The 23,648-nt window shown below is 55.9% G+C and carries 21 protein-coding genes; 13 read left to right on the top strand and 8 right to left on the bottom strand.

Going from position 1 to position 23,648, the window contains the following annotated elements:
• Positions 1-136 precede the first annotated feature (136 nt).
• From ACOT0L_RS08285 to ACOT0L_RS08275, 3 genes are all read right to left on the bottom strand, one after another.
• On the bottom strand, positions 137-2,059 hold the full coding sequence (locus ACOT0L_RS08285; RefSeq protein WP_063147503.1) for a DNA topoisomerase III: 1,923 nt from the start codon (positions 2,057-2,059) through the stop codon (positions 137-139).
• 4 nt (positions 2,060-2,063) lie between these two features.
• A complete protein-coding gene (gene selD / locus ACOT0L_RS08280) occupies positions 2,064-3,107 on the bottom strand; it encodes a selenide, water dikinase SelD (protein ID WP_022647796.1) in 1,044 nt (347 codons plus the stop codon).
• Positions 3,108-3,223: 116 nt separating this feature from the next.
• Entirely contained in the window at positions 3,224-3,775 is a 552-nt protein-coding gene (locus ACOT0L_RS08275; RefSeq protein ID WP_022647795.1) for an NAD(P)H nitroreductase, read from the bottom strand.
• Positions 3,776-3,942: 167 nt separating this feature from the next.
• Between ACOT0L_RS08275 and sppA the strand changes: the two genes are divergently transcribed.
• The 4 genes from sppA to ACOT0L_RS08255 all read left to right on the top strand — a co-directional run bounded on the left by sppA (position 3,943) and on the right by ACOT0L_RS08255 (position 9,007).
• The gene (sppA, locus tag ACOT0L_RS08270) at positions 3,943-5,799 is read left to right on the top strand and encodes a signal peptide peptidase SppA (protein ID WP_023299888.1); all 1,857 of its coding nucleotides are present in this window, start codon (positions 3,943-3,945) and stop codon (positions 5,797-5,799) included.
• Positions 5,800-5,861: 62 nt separating this feature from the next.
• Entirely contained in the window at positions 5,862-6,878 is a 1,017-nt protein-coding gene (ansA, locus tag ACOT0L_RS08265; protein ID WP_023305945.1) for an asparaginase, read from the top strand.
• Between the two features lie 9 nt (positions 6,879-6,887).
• Entirely contained in the window at positions 6,888-7,529 is a 642-nt protein-coding gene (gene pncA / locus ACOT0L_RS08260) for a bifunctional nicotinamidase/pyrazinamidase (RefSeq protein WP_023305944.1), read from the top strand.
• A 224-nt stretch (positions 7,530-7,753) separates the two neighbouring features.
• Positions 7,754-9,007 carry a glycoside hydrolase family 18 protein gene (locus ACOT0L_RS08255; protein ID WP_022647792.1) on the top strand — a complete coding sequence of 418 codons (1,254 nt, stop codon included), beginning with the start codon at positions 7,754-7,756 and terminating at the stop codon, positions 9,005-9,007.
• Between the two features lie 51 nt (positions 9,008-9,058).
• On the opposite strand, the gene ACOT0L_RS08250 is transcribed toward ACOT0L_RS08255, so the two are convergent.
• Both ACOT0L_RS08250 and msrB read right to left on the bottom strand, forming a co-directional pair.
• The gene (locus ACOT0L_RS08250; protein WP_022647791.1) at positions 9,059-9,331 is read right to left on the bottom strand and encodes a YeaC family protein; all 273 of its coding nucleotides are present in this window, start codon (positions 9,329-9,331) and stop codon (positions 9,059-9,061) included.
• Between the two features lie 41 nt (positions 9,332-9,372).
• The gene (gene msrB, locus ACOT0L_RS08245) at positions 9,373-9,786 is read right to left on the bottom strand and encodes a peptide-methionine (R)-S-oxide reductase MsrB (RefSeq protein ID WP_022647790.1); all 414 of its coding nucleotides are present in this window, start codon (positions 9,784-9,786) and stop codon (positions 9,373-9,375) included.
• Positions 9,787-10,127: 341 nt separating this feature from the next.
• On the opposite strand from msrB, the gene gapA reads away from it, so the two are divergent.
• Both gapA and ACOT0L_RS08235 read left to right on the top strand, forming a co-directional pair.
• Entirely contained in the window at positions 10,128-11,123 is a 996-nt protein-coding gene (gene gapA / locus ACOT0L_RS08240; protein ID WP_006809136.1) for a glyceraldehyde-3-phosphate dehydrogenase, read from the top strand.
• 74 nt (positions 11,124-11,197) lie between these two features.
• Positions 11,198-12,082, top strand: coding sequence for a D-hexose-6-phosphate mutarotase (locus tag ACOT0L_RS08235; protein ID WP_126502909.1), 885 nt, complete (start codon positions 11,198-11,200; stop codon positions 12,080-12,082).
• Between the two features lie 66 nt (positions 12,083-12,148).
• On the opposite strand, the gene ACOT0L_RS08230 is transcribed toward ACOT0L_RS08235, so the two are convergent.
• Entirely contained in the window at positions 12,149-12,895 is a 747-nt protein-coding gene (locus ACOT0L_RS08230) for a MipA/OmpV family protein (RefSeq protein ID WP_126502910.1), read from the bottom strand.
• A 432-nt stretch (positions 12,896-13,327) separates the two neighbouring features.
• On the opposite strand from ACOT0L_RS08230, the gene yeaG reads away from it, so the two are divergent.
• The 3 genes from yeaG to ACOT0L_RS08215 all read left to right on the top strand — a co-directional run bounded on the left by yeaG (position 13,328) and on the right by ACOT0L_RS08215 (position 17,235).
• Positions 13,328-15,262: a protein kinase YeaG gene (gene yeaG, locus ACOT0L_RS08225; RefSeq protein WP_006809140.1), complete on the top strand. Its 1,935-nt coding sequence runs from the start codon at positions 13,328-13,330 to the stop codon at positions 15,260-15,262.
• Between the two features lie 89 nt (positions 15,263-15,351).
• Complete coding sequence (locus tag ACOT0L_RS08220; protein ID WP_017384692.1) at positions 15,352-16,635, top strand: YeaH/YhbH family protein; 1,284 nt, start codon at positions 15,352-15,354, stop codon at positions 16,633-16,635.
• Between the two features lie 99 nt (positions 16,636-16,734).
• On the top strand, positions 16,735-17,235 hold the full coding sequence (locus ACOT0L_RS08215; protein ID WP_023299826.1) for a YbaK/prolyl-tRNA synthetase associated domain-containing protein: 501 nt from the start codon (positions 16,735-16,737) through the stop codon (positions 17,233-17,235).
• Positions 17,236-17,255: 20 nt separating this feature from the next.
• On the opposite strand, the gene yoaI is transcribed toward ACOT0L_RS08215, so the two are convergent.
• A complete protein-coding gene (gene yoaI, locus ACOT0L_RS08210) occupies positions 17,256-17,357 on the bottom strand; it encodes a small membrane protein YoaI (protein WP_017384693.1) in 102 nt (33 codons plus the stop codon).
• A 285-nt stretch (positions 17,358-17,642) separates the two neighbouring features.
• On the opposite strand from yoaI, the gene ACOT0L_RS08205 reads away from it, so the two are divergent.
• The 3 genes from ACOT0L_RS08205 to ACOT0L_RS08195 all read left to right on the top strand — a co-directional run bounded on the left by ACOT0L_RS08205 (position 17,643) and on the right by ACOT0L_RS08195 (position 21,579).
• The gene (locus ACOT0L_RS08205) at positions 17,643-18,974 is read left to right on the top strand and encodes a glycoside-pentoside-hexuronide (GPH):cation symporter (RefSeq protein ID WP_047726891.1); all 1,332 of its coding nucleotides are present in this window, start codon (positions 17,643-17,645) and stop codon (positions 18,972-18,974) included.
• A 15-nt stretch (positions 18,975-18,989) separates the two neighbouring features.
• Positions 18,990-21,026, top strand: coding sequence for a TIM-barrel domain-containing protein (locus ACOT0L_RS08200; RefSeq protein ID WP_126502911.1), 2,037 nt, complete (start codon positions 18,990-18,992; stop codon positions 21,024-21,026).
• 106 nt (positions 21,027-21,132) lie between these two features.
• Positions 21,133-21,579, top strand: a complete 447-nt coding sequence (locus tag ACOT0L_RS08195) for a DUF441 domain-containing protein (RefSeq protein WP_003857881.1) — start codon at positions 21,133-21,135, stop codon at positions 21,577-21,579.
• Here ACOT0L_RS08195 and ACOT0L_RS08190 read toward each other — a convergent pair.
• A complete protein-coding gene (locus ACOT0L_RS08190; protein WP_023305889.1) occupies positions 21,563-22,354 on the bottom strand; it encodes an AraC family transcriptional regulator in 792 nt (263 codons plus the stop codon). The two genes, ACOT0L_RS08195 and ACOT0L_RS08190, sit on opposite strands and share 17 nt — an antisense overlap.
• Positions 22,355-22,453: 99 nt before the next feature.
• On the opposite strand from ACOT0L_RS08190, the gene ACOT0L_RS08185 reads away from it, so the two are divergent.
• Positions 22,454-23,641 (top strand): CynX/NimT family MFS transporter, encoded by a 1,188-nt coding sequence (locus ACOT0L_RS08185; protein WP_045621404.1) that lies wholly within the window; start codon positions 22,454-22,456, stop codon positions 23,639-23,641.
• Positions 23,642-23,648: the final 7 nt, after the last annotated feature.

Here is a 23,648-nt window from a genome sequence, read left to right as displayed (position 1 = left end):
GTTATAACTGTTACCCATGTATCCGGTCTAAAGTGTTACCCATGTTTCCGGTTCATACCTTAGCGCCACCGGGCTTTTTTCAGGCCGCAGAGCTGCTTTTTGCTGGGTGGCGGCTTCGCCTTACCCGGCCTACGGTTTAAGCGGTGGTATTTTTGGCTGCGCTTTTTTTCTTTTTGAACGGTTTCTTCGCCCCGCCACCCGGGGCAACCATCCCCCGGAATCGCTTCACTGGCGTACTGCGCGCCTGATCAATCAGCTGATAAAGCGTCCCCACCAACGGCTGCATAAAGTCCTGGTAACGGCACTGCTTTTCGCTGATCTGCGTCAGCACCGACTCCCAGTGCGCGGTCATGTCCGGTCTGGCGGCCAGCTCTGGCAAGGAGTGAATCAGTGCCCGGCCCGGCTCTGTCGAATGAATATAGCGCCCTTTTTTCTCGAGAAAACCACGCTTAAACAGCAACTCGATAATCCCCGCGCGGGTTGCTTCCGTACCCAGACCGTCGGTGGCGCGGAGGATCTTCTTCAGATCTTTATCCTGCACAAAACGGGCGATCCCGGTCATGGCCGAAAGCAGCGTCGCATCGGTGAAGTGGCGCGGCGGCTGGGTCTGACGTTCAACCACTTCGCCTTTTTCGCACAGCAGTTCATCGCCTTTGGCTACGACCGGCAGCGGCGTGCCGTCGTTCTCTTCGTCACGCTCTTTGTTGCCGAGCAGCGTGCGCCAGCCCGCTTCCGCGAGGAAACGCGCTTTGGCGATAAATTTGCCTTTGGCAATTTCCAGCTCAATAACGCACTTGCGGAAAACCGCGTCCGGGCAGAACTGCATCAGATACTGACGCGCGATCAGGTTATAGACCTTTGCTTCGTTGTCGTTCAGGTTGACGTTGCTGGTGCGCGCCGTCGGGATTATCGCGTGGTGGGCATCGACTTTTTTATCGTCCCAGCAGCGGTTATGGGTATCCGGGTTTACCGCCGGTTGCGGCAACAGATCCGGCGCATGGACACCAATGGCATTCATCACCGAGTGGCGTCCGGCGAAGTGTTCCTCCGGCAGATAGCGGCTGTCCGAACGCGGATAGGTGATCAGCTTGTGGGTTTCATAGAGCTTCTGGCAGATATCGAGCACGTTCTGCGCGCTCAGGCCAAACTTTTTCGCGGCCTCGATCTGCAACGCCGAAAGGGAGAACGGCAGCGGTGCGGGCTCTGATTCCCGTTTGTCGTTATAGCTGGTAACGATCGCGGGCTGGCCGGTAATGCGGTTAACCACGTGCTCCGCCAGCGGACGATGCAGCAGCCGTCCCTCTTCGTCCTGATATGACTCACAGGCATCGCTCGGCTGCCAGACGGCGGTAAAGCGTTCGTCTTTCGGCGTGACGATATGCGCTTTGACTTCGAAGAAGTCTTTGGCGACGAAATTTTCGATCTCTTCGTCGCGACGCACCACCAGCCCCAGCACCGGGGTTTGAACACGCCCAACAGAGAGTACGCCCTGATAGCCCGCATTGCGTCCCAGGATGGTGTAGGCGCGGGTCATGTTGATCCCGTACAGCCAGTCCGCGCGAGCACGCGCCAGCGCGGAGACACACAGGGGAATAAATTCGCTGTTGGCGCGCAGGCGCGAAATCGCGCGCTCCACCGCCTGCGGGTTGAGGTCGTTAATTAAACAGCGCTGCACCTGCTGGCGCTTTTCCGGTGCCAGCTCCAGGTAGTCCAGCACTTCGTCGACAAGCAGTTGCCCTTCCCTGTCCGGGTCACCCGCGTGGACCACTTCCGTCGCCTCATGCAGGAAGCGCTTAATGACGTTGAGCTGTTTGGTGACGGAAGGACGCGGTTGCAGACGCCACTTTTCCGGCACGATCGGCAGATCGTTGAGGTTCCAGCGGGCGTAGCGGCTGTCGTAGACATCCGGCTGCGCCTGTTCAAGCAGGTGACCGATACACCAGGTGACCACCTGCCCGTTACCGCATTCGATAAAGCCATCACCTTTGCGATGCGGCTTGGGCAGCACGTCGGCGATGGCTCGCGCCAGACTCGGCTTTTCGGCAATAAACAACCGCATCGAATTAACGGATCTCAATCATCGGGCGGCCACCGCGGGCGGTCACCAGCTCGCCAATGGCCGTCAGGGTGATGCCAAACTCGGCCGCCGTTGCCTGAACGTCAGCTTCTGCTTCCGGCGTCACCGCCAGCAGCAGGCCGCCGGAGGTTTGCGGATCGCACAGCAGATTGCGCCACGCTTCCGGCATTTCGCCCATTAAATGGCCGTAGCTGGCGAAGTTGCGCTGCGTCCCGCCCGGAACGGCGCCCTGAGCAATGTACTCTTCCACGCCCGGCAGCTTCGGCACATCCTGATACCAGACCTGCGCCTGCACGCCCGCGCCCTGACAGACTTCAGAGAGGTGTCCCAGCAGACCAAAGCCGGTCACGTCGGTCATGGCCTTCACGCCGTCGATACTCGCGAATGCCGCACCGGCAAGGTTCATCTGGCACATCACTTCCGTTGCCAGACCAATATGCTCGGGCTTCAGCAGGGATTTTTTCTCGGCGGTTGTCAGTACGCCAATGCCCAGCGGCTTGGTGAGGAACAGCTTGCAGCCCGCCTGCGCGGTGCTGTTGCGCTTCACGCGTTCGGTCGGCACCACGCCGGTGACGGCCAGGCCGAAGATCGGCTCCGGCGCATCGATAGAGTGACCACCGGCCAGGGCAATACCCGCCTGCTGGCAGGCAAAGCGTCCGCCTTCGATGACATCGCGGGCAATCTCCGGCGGGAGGGTGTTAATCGGCCAGCCCAGAATGGCGATCGCCATAATCGGCTTACCGCCCATCGCGAAGATATCGCTGATGGCGTTGGTGGCCGCAATGCGTCCGAAGTCGAACGGGTTGTCGACAATCGGCATAAAGAAGTCAGTGGTGCTGATAATGCTGGTGCCGTTACCTAAGTCATAAACCGCTGCATCGTCACGCGTTTCGTTACCGACAAGCAGGTTCGGGTCGACAAACTTCGCCTGTTCACTGTGCAGGATGGTCTCCAGCACTTTCGGGGAAATTTTACAACCGCAACCGGCTCCGTGGCTGTATTGCGTTAAACGAATGGTTTGCTCGCTCATGGACGTCTCCTGTCATCTCAATCGCGCTATGGTAGCGCTCATTCCATAAAGAGGTAAGTATGACTGTCTGAATTCTGCGGCGGATGCTCAGAATCCAGACAGTTTAGCGCGTGTAATTAAAAACGGCTGACGAAAGGCGTGGTGTCCGGCACGCTAATGGTGCTGGAGGCTTTAAGCTGCGGGGTGCCGAGATAGAGGAAGCCGACAATTTTATCGTGTTCACCGCAGGAGAAGCCTTCCCGCACGGCGGCGCTCCCGGTCAGCGGCCCGGTACGCCAGATGCCGTTAAAGCCCTGCGCGACGGCGGCCATCTGCATTGCCATTACCGCGCAACCGGCAGACATCTCCTGCTCCCAGACCGGCACTTTATGGTCGGCCTGGCATTTTGCGACTACCGCGATGATCATCGGCGCACGGAACGGCGCGTTGCGGGCTTTATCAATCCCCTTCTCATCCTGGCCTGCGGCAACCGCCCCCTGCTCCAGCAGCTGGCTGAAGCGGTCGCGCCCTTCGCCTTCAATAATAAAGAAGTGCCACGGCTGCAATGTGCCATGGTCCGGCGCACGCATTCCGGCACGCAGAATGTTTTCCAGCTGTTCGCCGACGGGGGCCGGGTCGGCCAGGCGGGAAGCGCTACGACGGTTAACAAGCAGTTCAAGTGCGTCCATTGGTTAACTCCTTTCGTGAAATTTACTCACAAAATTAACACGACAGCAGAATTTGTTACAGCGTGGCAGGCGATTCCTGCTGACAAGTGGCGGTTGGGTCATTACGATAACCGCACATTACCGTCCTGTGGCGACGGAAACAGTCCTTTTCTGGTTAGGGAGAATACATGCGAACCCTTTGGCGAATCTTTGCCGGTTTCTTTAAATGGACGTGGCGACTGCTCAACTTCGTCCGCAACCTGGTGATGAATATCTTCTTCATCTTCCTGGTCCTGGTATGCGCAGGTATCTGGATGCATCTCAGCAGCGCCAGCCAGGCGCAGAATTCGACGCGCGGCGCACTGCTCCTCGATATCACCGGGGTGATTGTTGATAAGCCATCGACCAGCAATCGTCTGGGCGTGATTGGCCGCCAGCTGTTCGGCGCGACTTCAGACCGCCTGCAGGAAAACTCCCTGTTTGATATCGTCGACACGATCCGTCAGGCCAAAGACGATCGCAACATTACCGGTATCGTGCTGGATCTGAAAGATTTTGCCGGAGCCGATCAGCCTTCGATGCAGTACATCGGGAAAGCGCTGCGGGAATTCCGCGACAGCGGTAAACCGGTCATTGCCGTCGGCGACAGCTACACCCAGGGGCAATATTATCTGGCGAGCTTTGCTAACAAAATCTGGCTCTCTCCGCAGGGCACGGTCGATCTGCATGGCTTCGCCACAAATGGTCTGTACTACAAATCGCTGCTCGACAAGCTGAAGGTCACTACCCACGTCTTCCGCGTCGGGACCTATAAATCTGCCGTGGAGCCGTTTATCCGTGATGATATGTCCCCTGCCGCCCGTGAAGCGGACAGCCGCTGGATTGGCGAGCTGTGGCAGAACTATCTCGGCACCATTGCCGCTAACCGTCAAATGACCGCTGAGCAGGTCTTCCCGGGCGCGCGCGGTGTGCTGGAGGGCCTGCGCAAAGTGGACGGCGATACAGCGAAATACGCGCTTGATAACAAACTGGTCGATCGGCTGGGTTCCAGCGCTGAAATCGAAAAAGCGCTGACCAAACAGTTCGGCTGGAGTAAAGAGGACAAGAACTACAGCGCCATCAGCATGTATGACTACGCCGCGAAAAAGCCGGATGACAGCGGTGACAGCATCGCCGTGGTGTTTGCTAACGGGGCCATTATGGACGGTGAAGAAACGCCGGGGAACGTCGGCGGGGACACCACCGCGTCGCAGATCCGCGATGCGCGTCTGGATCCGAAAGTGAAGGCGATTGTCCTGCGGGTGAACAGCCCTGGCGGCAGTGTCAGCGCCTCCGAGGTGATCCGTGCTGAGCTGGCCGCCGCGCGTGCCGCGGGCAAGCCGGTCGTGGTCTCGATGGGGGGCATGGCGGCTTCAGGGGGGTACTGGATCTCGACGCCAGCCAACTACATTGTGGCTAACCCAAGCACGCTGACCGGCTCGATTGGCATCTTCGGCGTGATCAACACCGTAGAGAACAGCCTGGATTATCTCGGCGTTCATACCGACGGCGTTTCCACCTCGCCGCTGGCGGATGTGTCCGTGACTAAATCTCTGCCGCCTGAGGTGTCCGAGATGATGCAGCTCAGCATTGAGAGTGGCTATAAGCGCTTCATCACGCTGGTGGCGGATTCCCGTAAAAAGACGCCAGACCAGATTGACCAGATCGCGCAGGGCCACGTCTGGACCGGCCAGGATGCGAAGAGCAACGGTCTGGTAGACAGCCTGGGTGACTTCGACGATGCCGTGAAGAAAGCGGCGGAACTGGCGAAGCTCAAGCAGTGGCACGTTGACTATTATCAGGACGAACCGACGTTCTTCGATATGGTCATGGACAGCATGTCCGGCTCCGTCCGCGCCATGCTGCCGGAAGCGCTTCAGGCGTATCTGCCGGCGCCGGTGGCGACGGCGGCTAAAGCCATGAAAGCGGAGAGCGATAAGCTCGCGACTTTCAACGATCCGCAAAGCCGTTACGCGTTTTGCCTGACCTGTGCGAACGTGCGTTAAAAACCGTCCCCTCTTCCCGTTAAGAGGGGATTTTTTCTTTTGAAGAACAAGAACTCATTACCATGCAGAAGAAATCAATATATGTCGCCTATACCGGCGGTACCATCGGTATGCAGCGCTCAGAAAATGGCTATATTCCGGTTTCTGGCCACTTGCAGCGCCAGCTGGCGCTGATGCCTGAATTCCACCGTCCGGAAATGCCGGACTTTACCATCCACGAATATGAGCCGCTGATGGACTCCTCCGACATGACGCCGGAAGACTGGCAGCATATTGCGGACGATATTAAAGCCCATTACGACCAGTACGACGGCTTCGTGATCCTGCACGGCACCGACACCATGGCGTTCACCGCCTCGGCGCTCTCCTTCATGCTGGAGAACCTGGGCAAGCCCGTCATCGTGACCGGTTCGCAGATCCCGCTGGCGGAACTGCGTTCAGACGGGCAGATCAACCTGCTTAACTCCCTGTACGTGGCCGCTAATTACCCGATCAACGAGGTAACGCTGTTCTTCAACAACCGACTGTACCGCGGGAACCGTACCACTAAAGCGCACGCTGACGGCTTTGACGCGTTTGCCTCACCTAACCTGCAACCGCTGCTGGAAGCGGGGATCCATATCCGTCGTCTGGGCACGCCGCCCGCGCCAAATACTGCAGGCGAGCTGATCGTTCACCCGATCACCCCGCAGCCGATTGGCGTGGTGACGATTTATCCGGGTATTTCCGCCGACGTGGTGCGCAACTTCCTACGCCAGCCGGTGAAGGCGCTGATCCTGCGCTCCTATGGTGTGGGTAATGCCCCGCAGAACGGTGAGTTCCTGAAAGAGCTTCAGGAGGCGAGCGATCGCGGGATTGTGGTGGTGAACCTCACTCAGTGTATGTCCGGTAAGGTCAATATGGGCGGCTACGCCACCGGCAACGCCCTGGCGCACGCTGGCGTGATCAGTGGTTTCGATATGACCGTTGAGGCAACGCTGACTAAACTTCACTATTTACTGAGTCAGGATCTGGATATTGATTCCATTCGCCGCGCCATGATGCAAAACCTGCGCGGTGAACTGACGCCGGACGAATAAGGAGTTCCCATGAAGCAACGCGCCCTGTTACTGGTCGATTTGCAAAATGATTTCTGTGCGGGCGGTGCGCTGGCCGTCGCGGAAGGCGACAGCACCGTAGACGTCGCGAATTCGCTGATTGAGTGGTGTAAGGCTCGTGATGAAGCGGTGGTGGCGAGTCAGGACTGGCATCCGGCAAACCACGGCAGCTTTGCCAGCCAGCACAACGTTGAGCCTTACAGCCAGGGCGAACTGGACGGACTGGCGCAAACCTTCTGGCCCGATCACTGCGTGCAGCAGACGGAAGGCGCTGAGCTGCATCCGCTGCTGAACCAGAAAGCCATCGACGCGGTGTTCCACAAAGGTGAAAATCCAACCATCGACAGCTACAGCGCATTCTTCGATAACGGTCACCGCCAGAAGACGGCGCTTGACGCATGGTTACGCCATCATGAGATCACCGAGCTGATTGTGCTGGGCCTGGCGACGGATTACTGCGTGAAGTTCACCGTGCTGGATGCGCTCCAGTTGGGCTATACCGTGAATGTCATTACCGACGGCTGTCGCGGGGTGAATATTCAGCCGCATGACAGCGCCCAGGCGTTTATGGATATGGCCGCAGAAGGCGCAACGCTGTATACGCTGGCTGACTGGATGGAGACGCAGGCGTAAGCTTTTTTAGCCGTGTGGCGGCTTCGCCTTACCCGGCCTACTTTCTCTGGTTTTGTAGGCCGGGTAAGCATCAGCGCCACCCGGCAAAACCCCCTCCCCGATCTCCCATAAAGTGAACTCCCTCGCATCACAAGCGAAGCGGCGATGGTATTCTCTTCAGGCTGTTTTTTCGCCACGCCTTTTCTGTGGCGTGGTTATTTTTATTCAGTCAAAGAGGAACTTATATGAAACGTTTGCCCTTGCTGGCAGCATTACCCTTGCTTTGCGCGTCACTGGCTTCCGCCGCGCCCCTGATGTCCGTGGGCTACTTCAATGGCGGTGGCGATGTTACCGCCGGACCGGGTGGCGATATCAATAAACTCGATGTCCGTCAGATCACACACCTCAACTACTCGTTTGGTCTGGTCTATAACAACGAGAAAGACGAAACCAACCCTGCACTGAAAGATCCGGCAAAACTGCATCAAATCTGGTTATCACCCAAGGTGGCATCCGACCTGGCGTTACTTCCTCAGCTTCGTAAACAAAACCCGAATTTAAAAGTGCTGCTTTCCGTTGGCGGCTGGGGCGCACGTGGTTTTTCTGGCGCAGCGGCTACCAAAGAGAGCCGCGCGGTGTTTATTCGCTCCGCGCAGCAGATCGTCAGTCAATACGGCCTGGACGGGATCGATCTCGACTGGGAGTTCCCGGTCAACGGCGCGTGGGGACTGGTCGAGAGCACCCCAGCCGACAGGGATAATTTCACCGCGCTGTTAAAAGAGATGCGTGACGCGTTTGGTAAGAAAAAACTGGTCACGATTGCGGTGGGCGCAAATGCAGAAAGTCCGAAAAGCTGGGTGGATGTGAAGGCCATTGCCCCCCTGCTTGATTACATCAACCTGATGACCTACGACATGGCGTACGGGACGCAGTATTTTAACGCGAATCTGTATGACTCCAGCGCCTGGCCAACGGTGGCTGCCGCAGACAAATACAGCGTTGATTTTGTGGTGAATAACTATCTGGCCGCCGGCCTTAAGCCGCAGCAAATGAACCTCGGAATCGGTTTTTACGGTCGTGTACCGAAGCGCGCCGTTGAACCGGGTATCGACTGGAGTAAACCGGACGCGCAAAACAATCCGGTCACCCAGCCCTACTTCGGGCCGCAGGAACTGGGCCTGTTCAAATCGCTTGGCTATGACCTGACCAAAGATACCTACGTGAAATACAACGATATCGTCCGCAAACTGCTAAACGATCCGCAGAAACGCTTTACCGAGCACTGGGACGAACAGGCGAAGGTGCCGTGGCTGTCGGTAAAATCCGCCGACGGGAAGGCGCTGTTTGCGATCTCCTATGAGAACCCGCGTTCCGTGGCGATTAAAGCAGATTACATCAAGGAGAAAGGTCTCGCCGGGGCGATGTTCTGGGAGTATGGCGCGGATGACAACAACCAGTTAGCGAAGCAGCTGGCGGAGTCGCTTGGGATCCCGCACTAAGGTGTAGTGTGCCGGGTGGCGGCTTCGCCTTACCCGGCCTACATAGGAGATTTATTTGAAGGTTGCAATCGGCTTCGGCGTGATGCCGAAGTCTTCTTTCAGTTCGCGCTTACTTTTCATCACCATCTGACCGTTAGTGTCGATGGTCATGTGCTGGGCGTTGGTATTGTGACGCGCCTGCCAAAGCATCACCAGCTGCAAGCTGTTCTCTTTTTGCTCAGGTGTGAGCGCCACACCGTCCGGCCATTTTCCCAGCTCAACGGCCGTCACCAGGCGCTGATAAACCTCCGGGGTCATGCCTGCAATCATGTCATCAATATTCACGATCTCTCCCTTTCAAAGGAATAATTTGCTGAATCGTTTTTTCAACCCTTGGTCTGGTCGCCGTTTTCGTCATCGGTAAAGCTCATCGAAGCCGAATTTACGCAGAAACGCTCCCCCGTCGGCTGCGGGCCATCCGGGAAGACATGCCCGAGATGGGCGTCGCAATTCCCACAACGAATTTCGGTGCGCACCATGCCGTGCGAGGAGTCCGTCAGATAGCGGATCGCATCATCGCTGACAGGCTCGTAAAAGCTTGGCCAGCCGCAGCCAGAATCGTACTTAGTCTGGGAGTTAAACAGCGGTGCATCACACACCAGGCAGTGGTAGACGCCTTCCCGTTTATTGTGCAGCAAACGCCCGGTAAACGGCGGTTCCGTGCCGTGATTTTGCGTTACGTAAAACTGCATCTCTGTAAGGTTTTTTTTCAAATCGTCGGGGTTATGTTGGTTCGACATATGCTTACATCTCGCTGTTGAAACAGACATCTTTTAACCCAGATTCTAACAAAACATTAACACCCGCGCGTGCACTTTTGATCTAAACTTATGTGTCGCGAAAAGGCGGTCAGGCAATTGTGATCAATTTCACATTTTAATCCTGCGAGGCCTTTAAAATTCCGGGCGCAGCCCCCATGTGGTTGCTAGCTCAAAGGGAAAGTGAGGCGAGTCAGTCGCACAAACGTTAGTCACAGGATTGATTTGTCGCAATGATTGACACGATTCCGCTTGACGCTGCGTAAGGTTTTTGTAATTTTACAGGCAACCTTTTATTCACTAACAAATAGCTGGTGGAATATATGACTATCAAAGTAGGTATCAACGGTTTTGGCCGTATCGGCCGTATTGTTTTCCGTGCTGCTCAGAAACGTTCTGACATCGAAATCGTTGGTATCAACGATCTCCTGGACGCTGAATACATGGCGTACATGCTGAAGTACGACTCAACTCACGGTCGTTTCGACGGCACCGTTGAAGTGAAAGACGGCCACCTGGTTGTTAACGGCAAAACCATCCGCGTTACTGCTGAGAAAGACCCAGCTAACCTGAAATGGAACGAAATCGGTGTTGACGTTGTAGCTGAAGCTACCGGTATCTTCCTGACCGACGAAACTGCACGTAAACACATCACTGCGGGTGCGAAGAAAGTTGTTCTGACTGGTCCTTCCAAAGACAACACCCCAATGTTCGTTCGCGGTGCAAACTTCGAAACTTACGCTGGCCAGGACATCGTTTCCAACGCATCCTGCACCACCAACTGCCTGGCACCGCTGGCTAAAGTTATCAACGACAACTTCGGCATCATCGAAGGTCTGATGACTACCGTTCACGCTACCACCGCTACTCAGAAAACCGTTGATGGCCCGTCTCACAAAGACTGGCGCGGCGGCCGTGGCGCGGCTCAGAACATCATCCCATCTTCTACCGGTGCTGCTAAAGCAGTAGGTAAAGTACTGCCAGAACTGAATGGCAAACTGACTGGTATGGCGTTCCGCGTTCCAACTCCTAACGTATCCGTTGTTGACCTGACCGTTCGTCTGGAAAAAGCTGCTTCTTACGAAGAAATTAAGAAAGCAATCAAAGCTGCTTCCGAAGGCCCAATGAAAGGCGTTCTGGGTTATACTGAAGACGACGTTGTATCTACCGATTTCAACGGCGAAGTGTGCACTTCCGTGTTCGATGCTAAAGCAGGTATCGCACTGAACGACAACTTCGTGAAACTGGTTTCCTGGTACGACAACGAAACTGGCTACTCTAACAAAGTACTGGACCTGATCGCTCACATCTCCAAATAAGTTGAGATGAGTGCTTGATCCTAAAAGGCGACTTCGGTCGCCTTTTTTATTGTTTTTAGACAGAGGATTGCTTAATGATTAATAAAATTTTTGCACTTCCGGTAGTCGAACAACTTACCCCTGTGCTCTCCCGCCGTCAGATTGACGGCGCCGATATCATCGTCGTCGATCATCCGCGCGTTAAAGCCTCCGTAGCGCTCAATGGCGCCCACCTGCTCTCCTGGAAACCAGAAGGCGAAGAAGAAGGCCTGTGGCTGAGCGAGGCCACCTCGTTCAAAAAAGGGGCGGCGATCCGTGGCGGCGTACCGATCTGCTGGCCATGGTTTGGTCCGTCAGCGCAGCAGGGATTGCCGTCTCACGGTTTCGCCCGTAACCAGCAGTGGACGCTGAAAGCCCACAACGAAGATGATAACGGCGCGGTGTTGACCTTTGAACTTCAGGCAAATGATGAAACGCGCGCCCTGTGGCCACATGAATTCACCCTCTATGCCCGCTTCAAGCTGGGTAAAACCTGCGAGATTGAACTGGAAGCGCACGGCGAATTCGAAACAACGTCCGCCCTGCACACCTATTTCAACGTAGGCGACATTCAGGCCGTTAAGGTGAGCGGACTTGGCGATACCTTTATCGACAAAGTGGACAACGCGAAAGAAGGCAGGCTGGACGACGGCGTTCAGAGCTTCCCGGACCGTACCGACCGCGTGTATCTGCACCCGGAAGCCTGTAGCGTCATCCACGACAGCGCGTTGAACCGCGGCATTGACGTGGTTCACCACCACCATAGCAACGTGGTGGGCTGGAACCCGGGCCCTGCCCTTTCCGTCAGCATGGCAGATATCCCTGATGACGGTTACAAGACCTTCGTGTGTGTGGAAACCGCGTGCGTGACCGCCCCGCAGAAAACCAGCGAAGAAAATCCGTCCCGCTTAGGCCAAACGATCAAGATTGTGAAGCGCTAATATTTATCAGGCACCATAAAAAACAAACGGGGCGCAAGCGCCCCGTTTTAATACATCACGTTCTGGTCAGAACTTGTAGGTCACACCCACGGAGAAGATGCCGGACCAGGACTTGTCGACCATCGGACTGTCCTTCACTTCGTCGCTCAGACGGGTATAACGGCCAGTACCGTACACGTTCCAGTCACCGAGGAAGTTATACGAGGCGGTGAGTTCCAGGTACGGATCCCAGCCATCATCAGCGCTGTAGCTCTTCAGACCACTGCGGCGAGACTCAGCCTTAGACACGCCATAGTAGTAGTCATTGTAATTCTCGCTGCTGTACTGCACACCGATACCCGGCGTCAGGGTCACCGCGCCGTTGGTATAGCGATAAAGCCACGCCAGATCCCAGATGAAGCCATTGCTGTTGTCCAGGGTATCGCCCGCCAGCGCCGTGCGCAGGAAGCCATACTGGGTATTATGGACGTAAGAAAGCCCGGCCATCAGTGAGCTTCTGCGCTTGTCCAGCTGACGAAGCGCATTGCTGTCGCTGTCGCCTGGTTTAAAGTACGTTGGGTCGTAATAGGCCATGATGGAGAGCTTATCGGCCGTATCGTTCCACAGATAGTAGCCGCCGCCCAATCCATGGAACCAGAAGTTATCGCCTTCATAGGTGACAACGGGGACAGGATAAACGTCGCGGTCATACTGCTTGTACGGGCTGTTGATCACGCCAGCACCCGCGCCAACAGTCCACTGGCTCTCAGCCTGTACGGTGCTCGCTGCGGTAGCGGCAAGGATGCCCAATGCCAGAAGTTTGAGTTTGGTCACAATCCATTCTTTCCTGTAGTCAAATAATCAGCGGGTGAAGTGTAACCGCCATTCCCGTACATCCCAAAATTTTTTGCGCGCGAATCCATTTGATTAACCCGTTATTTTTCATTTTTCAGATGACATCCCGCTTTCATTTATGTGACCGATAAATGAAAAACCCCCTTTTCGCTTATAACCGCAGTGGAAATTTTTGGATGAGTTATTGATATGTCATTGAAAGTAGATTTTATCCGTATGCAAGTTTTGCAATTGCCATCTACGCTTTAATTTAAGAAGAGGTTTTGCTGAACACCCTGCGGTTCATAGCCTTCGACCTGGCACACAGGTTGCTGCTCTGGCAGTGAGGTGCGAAAGATTCTCTTCCGGGAGCCTCCACTACTCATACGAACGGCTCTTATCCTGTGCTAAAAAACGAAAGGACGGCATGCCATGAATATATTCGATCACTATCGCCAGCGCTACGAAGCTGCCAAGGACGAAGAGTTCACACTGCAGGAGTTTCTTACCATTTGTCGGCAAGATCGCAGTGCCTATGCCAATGCGGCAGAACGGCTATTGATGGCTATCGGTGAGCCAAACATGGTTGATACTGCCCTGGAGCCACGGCTTTCCCGTCTTTTTTCGAATCGGGTAGTCGCCCGATACCCGGCGTTTGAAGAGTTCTATGGTATGGAAGATGCCATTGAGCAGATCGTCTCCTACCTGAAGCATGCCGCTCAGGGGCTGGAAGAGAAGAAACAGATCCTTTACCTGCTGGGTCCCGTCGGCGGGGGTAAATCCTCCCTGGCTGAACGGCTGAAAGCGCTGATGCAGCGCGTGCCGATCTATGTGCTGAGCGCCAACGGCGAGCGCAGCCCGGTCAATGACCATCCGCTGTGCCTGTTTAATCCGCAAGAGGATGCGCAAATTCTGGAAAAAGAGTTTGGCATTCCGCATCGCTATCTCGGTACGATCATGTCGCCGTGGGCGGCAAAACGCCTGCACGAGTTTGGTGGGGACATCACCAAATTCCGCGTCGTGAAAGTGTGGCCGTCTATCCTCGAGCAGATCGCCATTGCTAAAACTGAACCCGGTGACGAGAACAACCAGGACATCTCGGCGCTGGTGGGTAAAGTCGATATCCGTAAGCTGGAACATCACGCGCAAAACGACCCGGATGCCTACGGCTATTCCGGTGCGCTGTGCCGCGCCAACCAGGGGATTATGGAATTCGTCGAGATGTTTAAAGCACCGATCAAAGTGCTGCATCCGCTGCTGACCGCCACCCAGGAGGGGAACTACAACGGGACGGAAGGTATTTCCGCCCTGCCGTTTAACGGGATTATCCTCGCCCACTCGAACGAATCTGAATGGGTGACCTTCCGTAACAACAAAAACAATGAGGCGTTCCTTGACCGTGTGTACATCGTCAAAGTGCCTTATTGCCTGCGGATCTCCGAGGAGATCAAGATTTACGAAAAACTGCTCAACCACAGTGAGCTGGTCCATGCCCCTTGCGCACCGGGAACGCTGGAAACGCTGTCGCGCTTCTCGATTCTGTCGCGCCTGAAAGAGCCGGAAAACTCCAGCATTTACTCCAAAATGCGCGTGTATGACGGCGAAAGCCTGAAGGATACCGACCCGAAAGCCAAATCGTACCAGGAATACCGCGATTACGCCGGGGTCGACGAAGGGATGAACGGCCTGTCGACACGTTTCGCGTTTAAGATCCTCTCCCGCGTCTTTAACTTCGACCACGCGGAAGTGGCCGCCAACCCGGTTCATCTGTTCTACGTGCTGGAACAGCAAATTGAACGTGAACAGTTCCCACAGGAGCAGGCTGAACGCTACCTGGAGTTCCTGAAAGGCTACCTGATCCCGAAATACGCCGAGTTTATCGGCAAAGAGATCCAGACCGCCTACCTGGAATCCTATTCCGAATACGGCCAGAACATTTTCGATCGGTACGTCACCTACGCTGACTTCTGGATCCAGGATCAGGAGTACCGCGACCCGGATACCGGCCAGCTGTTTGACCGTGAATCCCTGAACGCAGAGCTGGAAAAAATTGAGAAACCGGCCGGGATCAGCAACCCGAAAGACTTCCGAAACGAGATTGTGAACTTCGTGCTGCGCGCCAGAGCGCATAACAACGGCCGCAATCCAAACTGGACCAGCTACGAAAAACTGCGCACGGTTATAGAGAAGAAAATGTTCTCTAACACGGAAGAGCTGTTGCCGGTTATCTCGTTCAACGCCAAAACCTCAACCGACGAGCAGAAAAAGCACGACGATTTTGTCGACCGTATGATGGAAAAAGGCTATACGCGCAAACAGGTCCGCCTGCTTTGTGAATGGTATCTGCGCGTGCGTAAATCGTCTTAAAACAAGTGCCCGGTAACGCGCTTACCGGGCCAACAAAATGTCCGGCACTTACGGACGCTGCAAGTTGGCAAATGCAGTACGGGGGATATATGACCTGGTTTATTGACCGGCGTCTTAACGGCAAAAACAAGAGCACGGTGAATCGCCAGCGCTTCTTGCGCCGTTATAAAGCGCAAATTAAACAGTCGATCTCCGAGGCCATCAACAAACGCTCGGTGACCGACGTCGACAGCGGCGAATCCGTCTCCATTCCCAACGATGACATCAGCGAACCGATGTTTCATCAGGGGCGTGGCGGTCTTCGCCATCGCGTGCACCCAGGTAATGACCACTTCGTCCAGAATGACAGAATCGAGCGGCCACAAGGCGGAGGCGGCGGTTCTGGCAGCGGTCAGGGACAGGCCAGCCAGGACGGTGAAGGCCAGGATGAGTTCGTCTTTCAGATTTCAAAAGACGAATATCTCGACCTGCTGTTTGAGGATCTGGCCCTGCCGAATCTGAGAAAAAATCAGCACCGTCAGCTCAACGAATACAAAACCCATCGCGCGGGTTATACCGCAAACGGGGTGCCCGCCAACATCAGCGTGGTGCGTTCACTGCAAAACTCGCTGGCGCGACGCACGGCGATGACGGCAGGCAAACGGCGCGAACTGCGCGAGCTGGAAACCAGCCTGAAAGTGGTGGAAAACACCGAACCGGCGCAACTACTGGAAGAGGAGCGCCTGCGAAAAGAGATCGCCGAACTGCGGGCGAAGATCGACCGGGTGCCGTTTATCGACACGTTCGACCTGCGCTATAAGAACTACGAAAAACGTCCGGAGCCTTCCAGCCAGGCGGTGATGTTCTGCCTGATGGACGTGTCAGGTTCAATGGATCAGGCCACCAAGGATATGGCTAAGCGTTTTTATATTCTGCTCTATCTGTTCCTGAGCAGAACGTATAAGAACGTGGAGGTGGTCTACATCCGCCATCACACTCAGGCGAAAGAGGTGGATGAGCATGAGTTTTTCTACTCGCAGGAGACCGGTGGCACCATCGTGTCGAGTGCCCTGAAGCTGATGGATGAGGTGGTAAAGGAGCGTTACGACCCGGCGCAGTGGAACATCTACGCCGCACAGGCATCGGATGGCGATAACTGGGCGGATGACTCGCCCCTGTGTCATGAAATTCTGGCGAAGAAGATCCTGCCGGTGGTGCGCTACTACAGTTACATTGAAATTACCCGTCGCGCCCACCAGACGCTGTGGCGTGAGTATGAGCATCTGCAAGCGATGTTCGATAACTTTGCGATGCAGCACATTCGAGACCAGGATGACATCTATCCGGTCTTCCGGGAACTGTTCCAGAAACAGTCTTCCACCAGCAACGCATGAATCAACAGCCAGCGCTCCCGCTGGCTGTTTTCTTTCAGCCCTCTCCCTCCCGTGCTAATGTAGCAAGCTACGTATTGGCTAATCACAGGTGAAATCGTTATGTCTGATGACGTGACCGGGACGACAACCCATCAGCAGCTAATCAGCTTATTAACCGAGCAGGAGGCGCACTTTCGTGTGGTGGCGCATGAGGCCGTAGGGAAATGCGAAGCGGTCAGTGAAATTCGCGGGACCGATCTCCGCCAGGGAGCAAAAGCGCTGGTCTGTAAGGTAAAAGGCAACGGCGTTAAGAAACATATTCTGGCAATCCTCGCCGCCGATCGGCAGGCCGATCTGAGCCTGCTGGCCAGCCATTTCGGAGGGCTTAAGGCATCTCTCGCCAGTCCGGCCGAAGTGGATGCGCTTACCGGCTGCGTTTTCGGCGCCATTCCCCCCTTCAGCTTTCACCCGGATCTGACGCTTGTCGCCGATCCGTTGCTGTTTGAGCGCTTTGACGAGATCGCCTTTAACGCCGGTCTGCTGGAAAAATCGGTGATTATGGATACCCAGGACTATCTGCGTATCGCCCGTCCTGAACTGGTGTCGTTCCGTAAACAATAAATACAGAGGCTGGCTAACGGTCAGCCGTTTTCCAGCAGCAGCACGGAAGCAATCAAAATAATCGCGATGATAAAAAACGATGAGGAGATAATCAGCGTTTCGACAAACATAGGATCGTTCATGATGCCCTCTGCCTTGCCCATTTCCTTTTTTTTTACTCCCGCATAATGACAGTTAAATGACAATGACACGTCCGCGAAATGACAATTTTTCGCTGAAACGATTCGCTGTTAACTCCCCTCCCCCGTATAAAGTCACTGTTTAAATACTTTATTTGTTACCGGTATCACGAAAAGAAATTTACGTAACCCCGATGCCAGATCTCGCAATTGTTAACCTTTTCATGATGGTTAACCTTGTTTACGGAGCACCTCATAAATAAACCTTACACTGGCAAGGTGAATACAATGACCGAGATAATTACCCGTAAAGAAAAAATCAGTTATGGGTTAGGCGATATGGCGAGCCATATTGGGCTGGATAACGTCATTATTTTTCTGACGTTTTACTATACGGACGTGGTGGGGTTACCTGCCGCATTCGTGGGCACTATGTTTCTTCTGGCGAGAACCGCCGATGCCATAATTGATCCGGCGATGGGCTATATCGCAGACAGGACGCGTACCCGCTGGGGAAAATTCCGCCCCTGGATGCTGTGGCTGGCGCTGCCCTTTGGCGCAAGCTGTCTGCTGACCTACGCCGTGCCGGCGTCGCTCGACCTGCACGGTAAAATGATTTTCGCCACCGTCAGCTATACCCTGATGATGCTGATGTATACCGCAATCAATATTCCCTATTGCTCCATGGGCGCGGTAATTACGCCCGACAACGATGCGCGAATTTCCCTTCAGTCTTATCGCTTTTTCCTTGCCACGCTGGGTGGCGCGTTGTCGACATTCTTTATGATGCCGCTGGCAGAGTTTTTAGGCGGCGACGATAAATTACTGGGCTACCGCTGGGCGATGGCCATTATGGCGACCGTCGCGGTCATCATGTTCTGGATCTGCTTCGCGAATACGCGTGAACGTATTAAGGCTCCCGCCACCCACAATAATTATCTTGCGGAACTGCGGGATTTATTACGAAACGACCAATGGCGAGTTGTCGCCGTCCTGGTATTAACCAATATTGGTTTTGGCGTTATTCGCCTTGGCGCAATGATGTATTTCGTCACTTATTATCTCGGTAGCGCAAGCTATTTTATGTGGATGCTCGGCGCGCATATTCTCGGGAAAGCCGCAGGCAGCGCGCTGGCCAAACGTCTGACGCAGAACGTCAGCAAAGTGCAGATGTTTGGATATTGTTCCGTACTGGCGGGGGTACTCAGCATCGCCCTGTTCTTTGCGCCTAAGTCGGTGCTTATTCTGGTGCCCATGACGTTTATCGTCTCCACCCTTTACCAGGCCACCACCACGCTAATGTGGGTGATGATGGCGGATGTCGCCGATTACGGCGAATGGAAACAGGGCAAACGCATGGACGGCGTGATCTTCTCCACCTTCCTCGCCGTACTCAAGCTGGGGATGGCGATCAGCGGCGCGATTGTTGGCTGGACGCTGGGCTTAAGCGGCTATGTTGCCAATGCCCCGGAACAGACCACCACGGCCATGTACTGCATCATCGCCCTCTTCACCGTCGTGCCTGGCGTCTTGTCACTCTGCGCGTTTGCCACGCTGCGCTGGTACAAGCTCGACGACAGCACAATGCAATCTATCCATCTTGCCAAACACCCTGTTTAGAAGGACGCGTTATCCATGAGTGAGCTGATCCAACATTCCAACAGTATCGAATGGCGTTTTGAACGCCAGATCCTGCGTATTGAACCCTGGGGAGAAAACAGTCTTCGCGTCAGGGCCACCTGCTCCCCGGCATTTGATGACGCCTTACAGGCACTGTTGCCCGCCGCCCCTTGCCAGGCCGAGATTGTCGCCGAAGCGGAAAGCCTGACGCTGCGCAACGGCAATATTACCGCGACCCTGAACCTTAAAGGTCAGCTGGCCTTCTATAATCAGCGCGGCGAACTGCTGCTGGAGGAGATGTGGCGCCAGCGTTCAACGGTGGGTATCGGTGCCAGCGAGAAGAGTCAGGATAAATATGTCAGCGCTCTGAAGCTGGATGGCCGCGAATTTAAACCGCTGATGGGCGGCAAATATCAGCTCACCGTCCGGTTTGAATCGCGTCTGGATGAACGCATCTATGGCATGGGTCAGTATCAACAGCCGTGGCTGGATCTGAAAGGCTGCACGCTGGAGCTGGCTCAGCGCAACTCCCAGGCCAGCGTGCCCTTTATGCAGTCCAGCCTTGGCTATGGCCTGCTGTGGAACAACCCGGCGATTGGTGAAGCCAGCTTTGCAAAAAATCAGACGGAATGGCGCGCCCGCGTCACAGGAGAGATGGACTACTGGATCACCGCCGCTGACACGGTGGCGGAGATCACCCGCCAGTATGTGAAAGCCACCGGTACTCCGCCCCCCGCCCCGGCGTTTATTAGTGGACTGTGGCAGTGCAAATTACGATACCGCACCCAGCAGGAGGTGCTTGAGGTTGCGCGGGAGTATCGCCGCCGTAATCTGCCGCTGTCGGTGATGGTCATCGACTTTTTCCACTGGCCAAATCAGGGCACCTGGTGCTTCGACCCCGTAGACTGGCCCGATCCTGAAGGCATGGTCGACGAGCTGCGCGAAATGGGTATTGCGCTGATGGTGTCGGTGTGGCCAACGGTAGAGGCGCGCAGCCCCCTCTACCCGCTGATGAAAGCCAAAGGCTGGCTGGTCAGCAGTGAGCGCGGCGTGCAGGTCAACCTCGATTTTATGGGCAATACCACCTTCTTTGATGCGACCCATCCAGAGGCGCGGAAATTCGTCTGGGATACGGTGAAGAAAAATTACTACGACATGGGCATTAAGCTGTTCTGGCTGGACGAAGCGGAGCCGGAATACCGCGCCTATGATTTTGACAACTATCGCTACCACGCCGGTCCGGTACTGGAAGTGGGCAATCGCTACCCGCGTGACTTTGCGCAGGGCTTTTACGATGGGCTCCAGGCAAACGGCGAAACCGACATTGTTAACCTGGTACGCTGCGCCTGGGCAGGCAGCCAACGCTTCGGCGTGCTGGCGTGGTCGGGTGATGTCCACTCCTCGTTCCATGCTTTTCGCAATCAACTCGCCGCAGGACTGAATATGGGGCTGGCGGGGATCCCATGGTGGACGACCGATATCGGCGGCTTCCAGGGAGGGAACGTTAACGACCCGGCGTTCCATGAATTGCTGATCCGTTGGTTCCAGTGGGCGGTGTTTACACCGGTACTGCGCATGCACGGCTATCGCGAACCGCAGATCCAACCTCCGGAGCGCTACCGTGACGGTATTCCTCAGTGTAACAGCGGTTCGCCTAATGAGCTGTGGAGTTACGGAGAAGAGAATTACGCCATCATGCAGCACTGGCTTACCGTGCGCGAAACCCTGCGCCCGTATATTGACGCGTTGTACCGGCAGGCTCATCTGCACGGAGACCCGCTCATGCGTCCGCTGTTCTGGCACTATCCGAAGGATAAGCAGAGCTGGGCGTGTGAAGATCAGTATCTGTTTGGTGAAGATCTTCTGGTGGCGCCGGTTATGCAGGCCGGTCAGCGTGAGCGCGATGTCTGGCTGCCGACGGGCAATAGCTGGATCGCCCTCAACGGTGAGCGCTACGACGGTGGGGAGCATATCCGGGTGCCTGCGGCGCTGGAAACCATCCCGGTGTTTATCCGCGAAGGGAGTCCGCTTATCCAGCAACTGGTGGACTGACGTCAGGCAAGTGCCCAAAAATAGACAATTTTTTCAGTAAAGCCTGCCTGCCGTCGCGTTTGCGCGTAAAGTAAGCAGGCTTACTATTTTTGGCAAGGATCCCGTCATGTTCGACCCTACACTACTCATACTTCTGGCCCTGGCTGCTCTGGGTTTTGTCAGCCACAATACCACCGTCGCGATTTCCATTCTGGTCCTGATCATCGTTCGCGTCACACCGTTGAACACCTTCTTCCCGTGGATAGAAAAACAGGGGCTTACCATCGGGATCATTATTTTGACCATCGGCGTGATGGCCCCGATTGCCAGCGGAACGCTACCGGCCTCAACGCTGCTGCACTCCTTTGTGAACTGGAAATCGCTGGTGGCGATTGCAGTGGGCGTTTTTGTCTCATGGCTTGGCGGGCGCGGCGTGACGCTGATGAGCAGCCAGCCTTCTCTGGTGGCCGGGCTGCTGGTGGGCACCGTGTTAGGCGTGGCGCTATTTCGTGGCGTGCCGGTTGGCCCGCTGATTGCTGCCGGACTGGTTTCGCTGTTTATCGGGAAGTCGTAGTCAGGCTGGCGATATAGCGGGCGGGCGTCTGTCCCAGTCCTTTCTTGAACATGGTGATAAAGGCGGTGGTGGAGTCATACCCCAGCGCCTGCGCCGCCTGCTGGACCGACTTTCCGCCGATCAAAAACTGCAATGCGACAATCAGCTGGAGCTGGTGTCGCCAGCGGCGAAAGCTTAAGCCGGTCTCTTTCACCACCAGTCGCGCCAGATTGCGCTCGCTCATGGCAAAGTGGCTGGCCCACTGCGCCAGCGTCTGCCAGGCGGCAGGTTCGTTTGCCATGGTCTCACTCATCAGACGAATTTTCGGATGCGGAGATACCGGCAGCTGGAGATGCTCCTGCGGTTGCAGGGGCAGTTCATCAAACAGGACGTCAACCAGCCTTCCGGTAGCGGGAAGAGGCAGTTCCTCCTGTGACCTGTCCGCGAGCGCCAGCACCAGCTCCCGCACCAGGGGCGATATTTTCAACGTACAGGTACGCGTCGGTAATTCGAGCGCACCGGGTTCAATAAACAGCAGGCAGAGCTGCGCGCCGGGCGTCGCCTTGTTGCTGTGCGGCGTTTGACCCGGTATCCACACCGCATACTGGGGCGGCACCATCAGCATCGCGTTCTCTACTTCACAGGTGATCGCTCCTCCCAGCGCCATAATCAGCTGCCCTTTGCGGTGCTGATGCAGCGGAATGTACTGTTCTTGTGCCACCACGCGGATGCGAAAGGCCACCGCCGCGTCGTGCTGGCTATCGGGATCGTAGCCGTCGAGTCCCAGTCCATACATAAAGTTGTCCGATATTAGCGATAAACTGTCATTTTAGCCTGATTTCAACCACGACTTAAATCGGTATGTTATGCGCTCGCCTGAACGTAAGAGACAATAATGACTACTGCTATTCAACCTTCCGGGAAACAGGGCGCGCTGCTGGTTGCAGGCATCCTGATGATCGCCACGACGCTGCGCGTCACCTTTACCGGGGTCGCCCCCCTGCTCGACACCATCCGACAGGACTATGGCTTAAGCACGGCGCAAACCGGCCTGCTCACAACGCTGCCTCTGCTGGCCTTCGCCTTTATCTCTCCCCTTGCCGCAGGCGTCGCCCGGCGCCTGGGCATGGAGCGCAGCCTTTTTATCGCTCTGCTGCTGATTTGCATCGGGATTGGCGTACGTTCGCTGCCGTCGGCCTCGCTGCTGTTTATCGGTACGGCGATCGTGGGCTGTGGGATTGCGCTGGGCAATGTCCTGTTACCCGGATTAATCAAACGTGATTTTCCGGGCCAGGTCGCAAAACTGACGGGGGCTTATTCGCTGACGATGGGGGCCGCCGCTGCCGCAGGGTCTGCGCTGATCGTCCCGCTGTCGCTGGGGAGTGGTGGCTGGCACGGGGCGCTGTTGATGCTGATGTTCTTCCCGCTGGTGGCGCTGCTGCTGTGGTTACCGCAATGGCGCAAGAGGCCGGCCGCCACCCTGACCGGTGCGGGCGCGTTGCACAATCGGGCAATCTGGCGCTCGGCACTCGCCTGGCAGGTGACGCTTTTTCTGGGCATTAACTCGCTGATTTACTACGTCATTAACGGCTGGTTACCCGCGATTTTACTTAGCCACGGCTACAGCGAAACGCAGGCTGGCTCCATGCACGGACTTCTCCAGCTGGCAACCGCTGTTCCCGGTCTCGCCATTCCGCTGATCCTGCACCGTCTTAACGATCAGCGTGGCATAGCCGGGCTTGTCGCTCTGATGTGCGCCGTCAGTGCGGCCGGGTTCTGGTTCGCGCCGGGGCTGGCCGTCGTCTGGACGCTGGTGTTTGGCTTTGGATCCGGCGCCACCATGATCCTCGGCCTGACGTTTATCGGACTGCGGGCCAGCTCGGCCCATCAGGCCGCCGCGCTCTCCGGCATGGCACAGTCGATTGGCTATCTGCTGGCGGCCTGTGGCCCACCGCTGATGGGGAAAATTCACGATACCGCCGGAGACTGGCGCATTCCGCTGCTGGCCTGCGCGCTGGCTGCGGTAGTGATGGCCCTGTGCGGCATGCTGGCCGGGCGTGACCGGGAGATCACACCCCGCTGACATTCAA

It is taken from the genome of Enterobacter cloacae complex sp. XAL002, assembly GCF_049236805.1.
GTDB lineage: Bacteria > Pseudomonadota > Gammaproteobacteria > Enterobacterales > Enterobacteriaceae > Enterobacter > Enterobacter intestinihominis.
The sequence above is the reverse complement of the archived record's forward strand: the minus strand, read 5'-3'. Positions and strand labels throughout refer to the sequence as shown.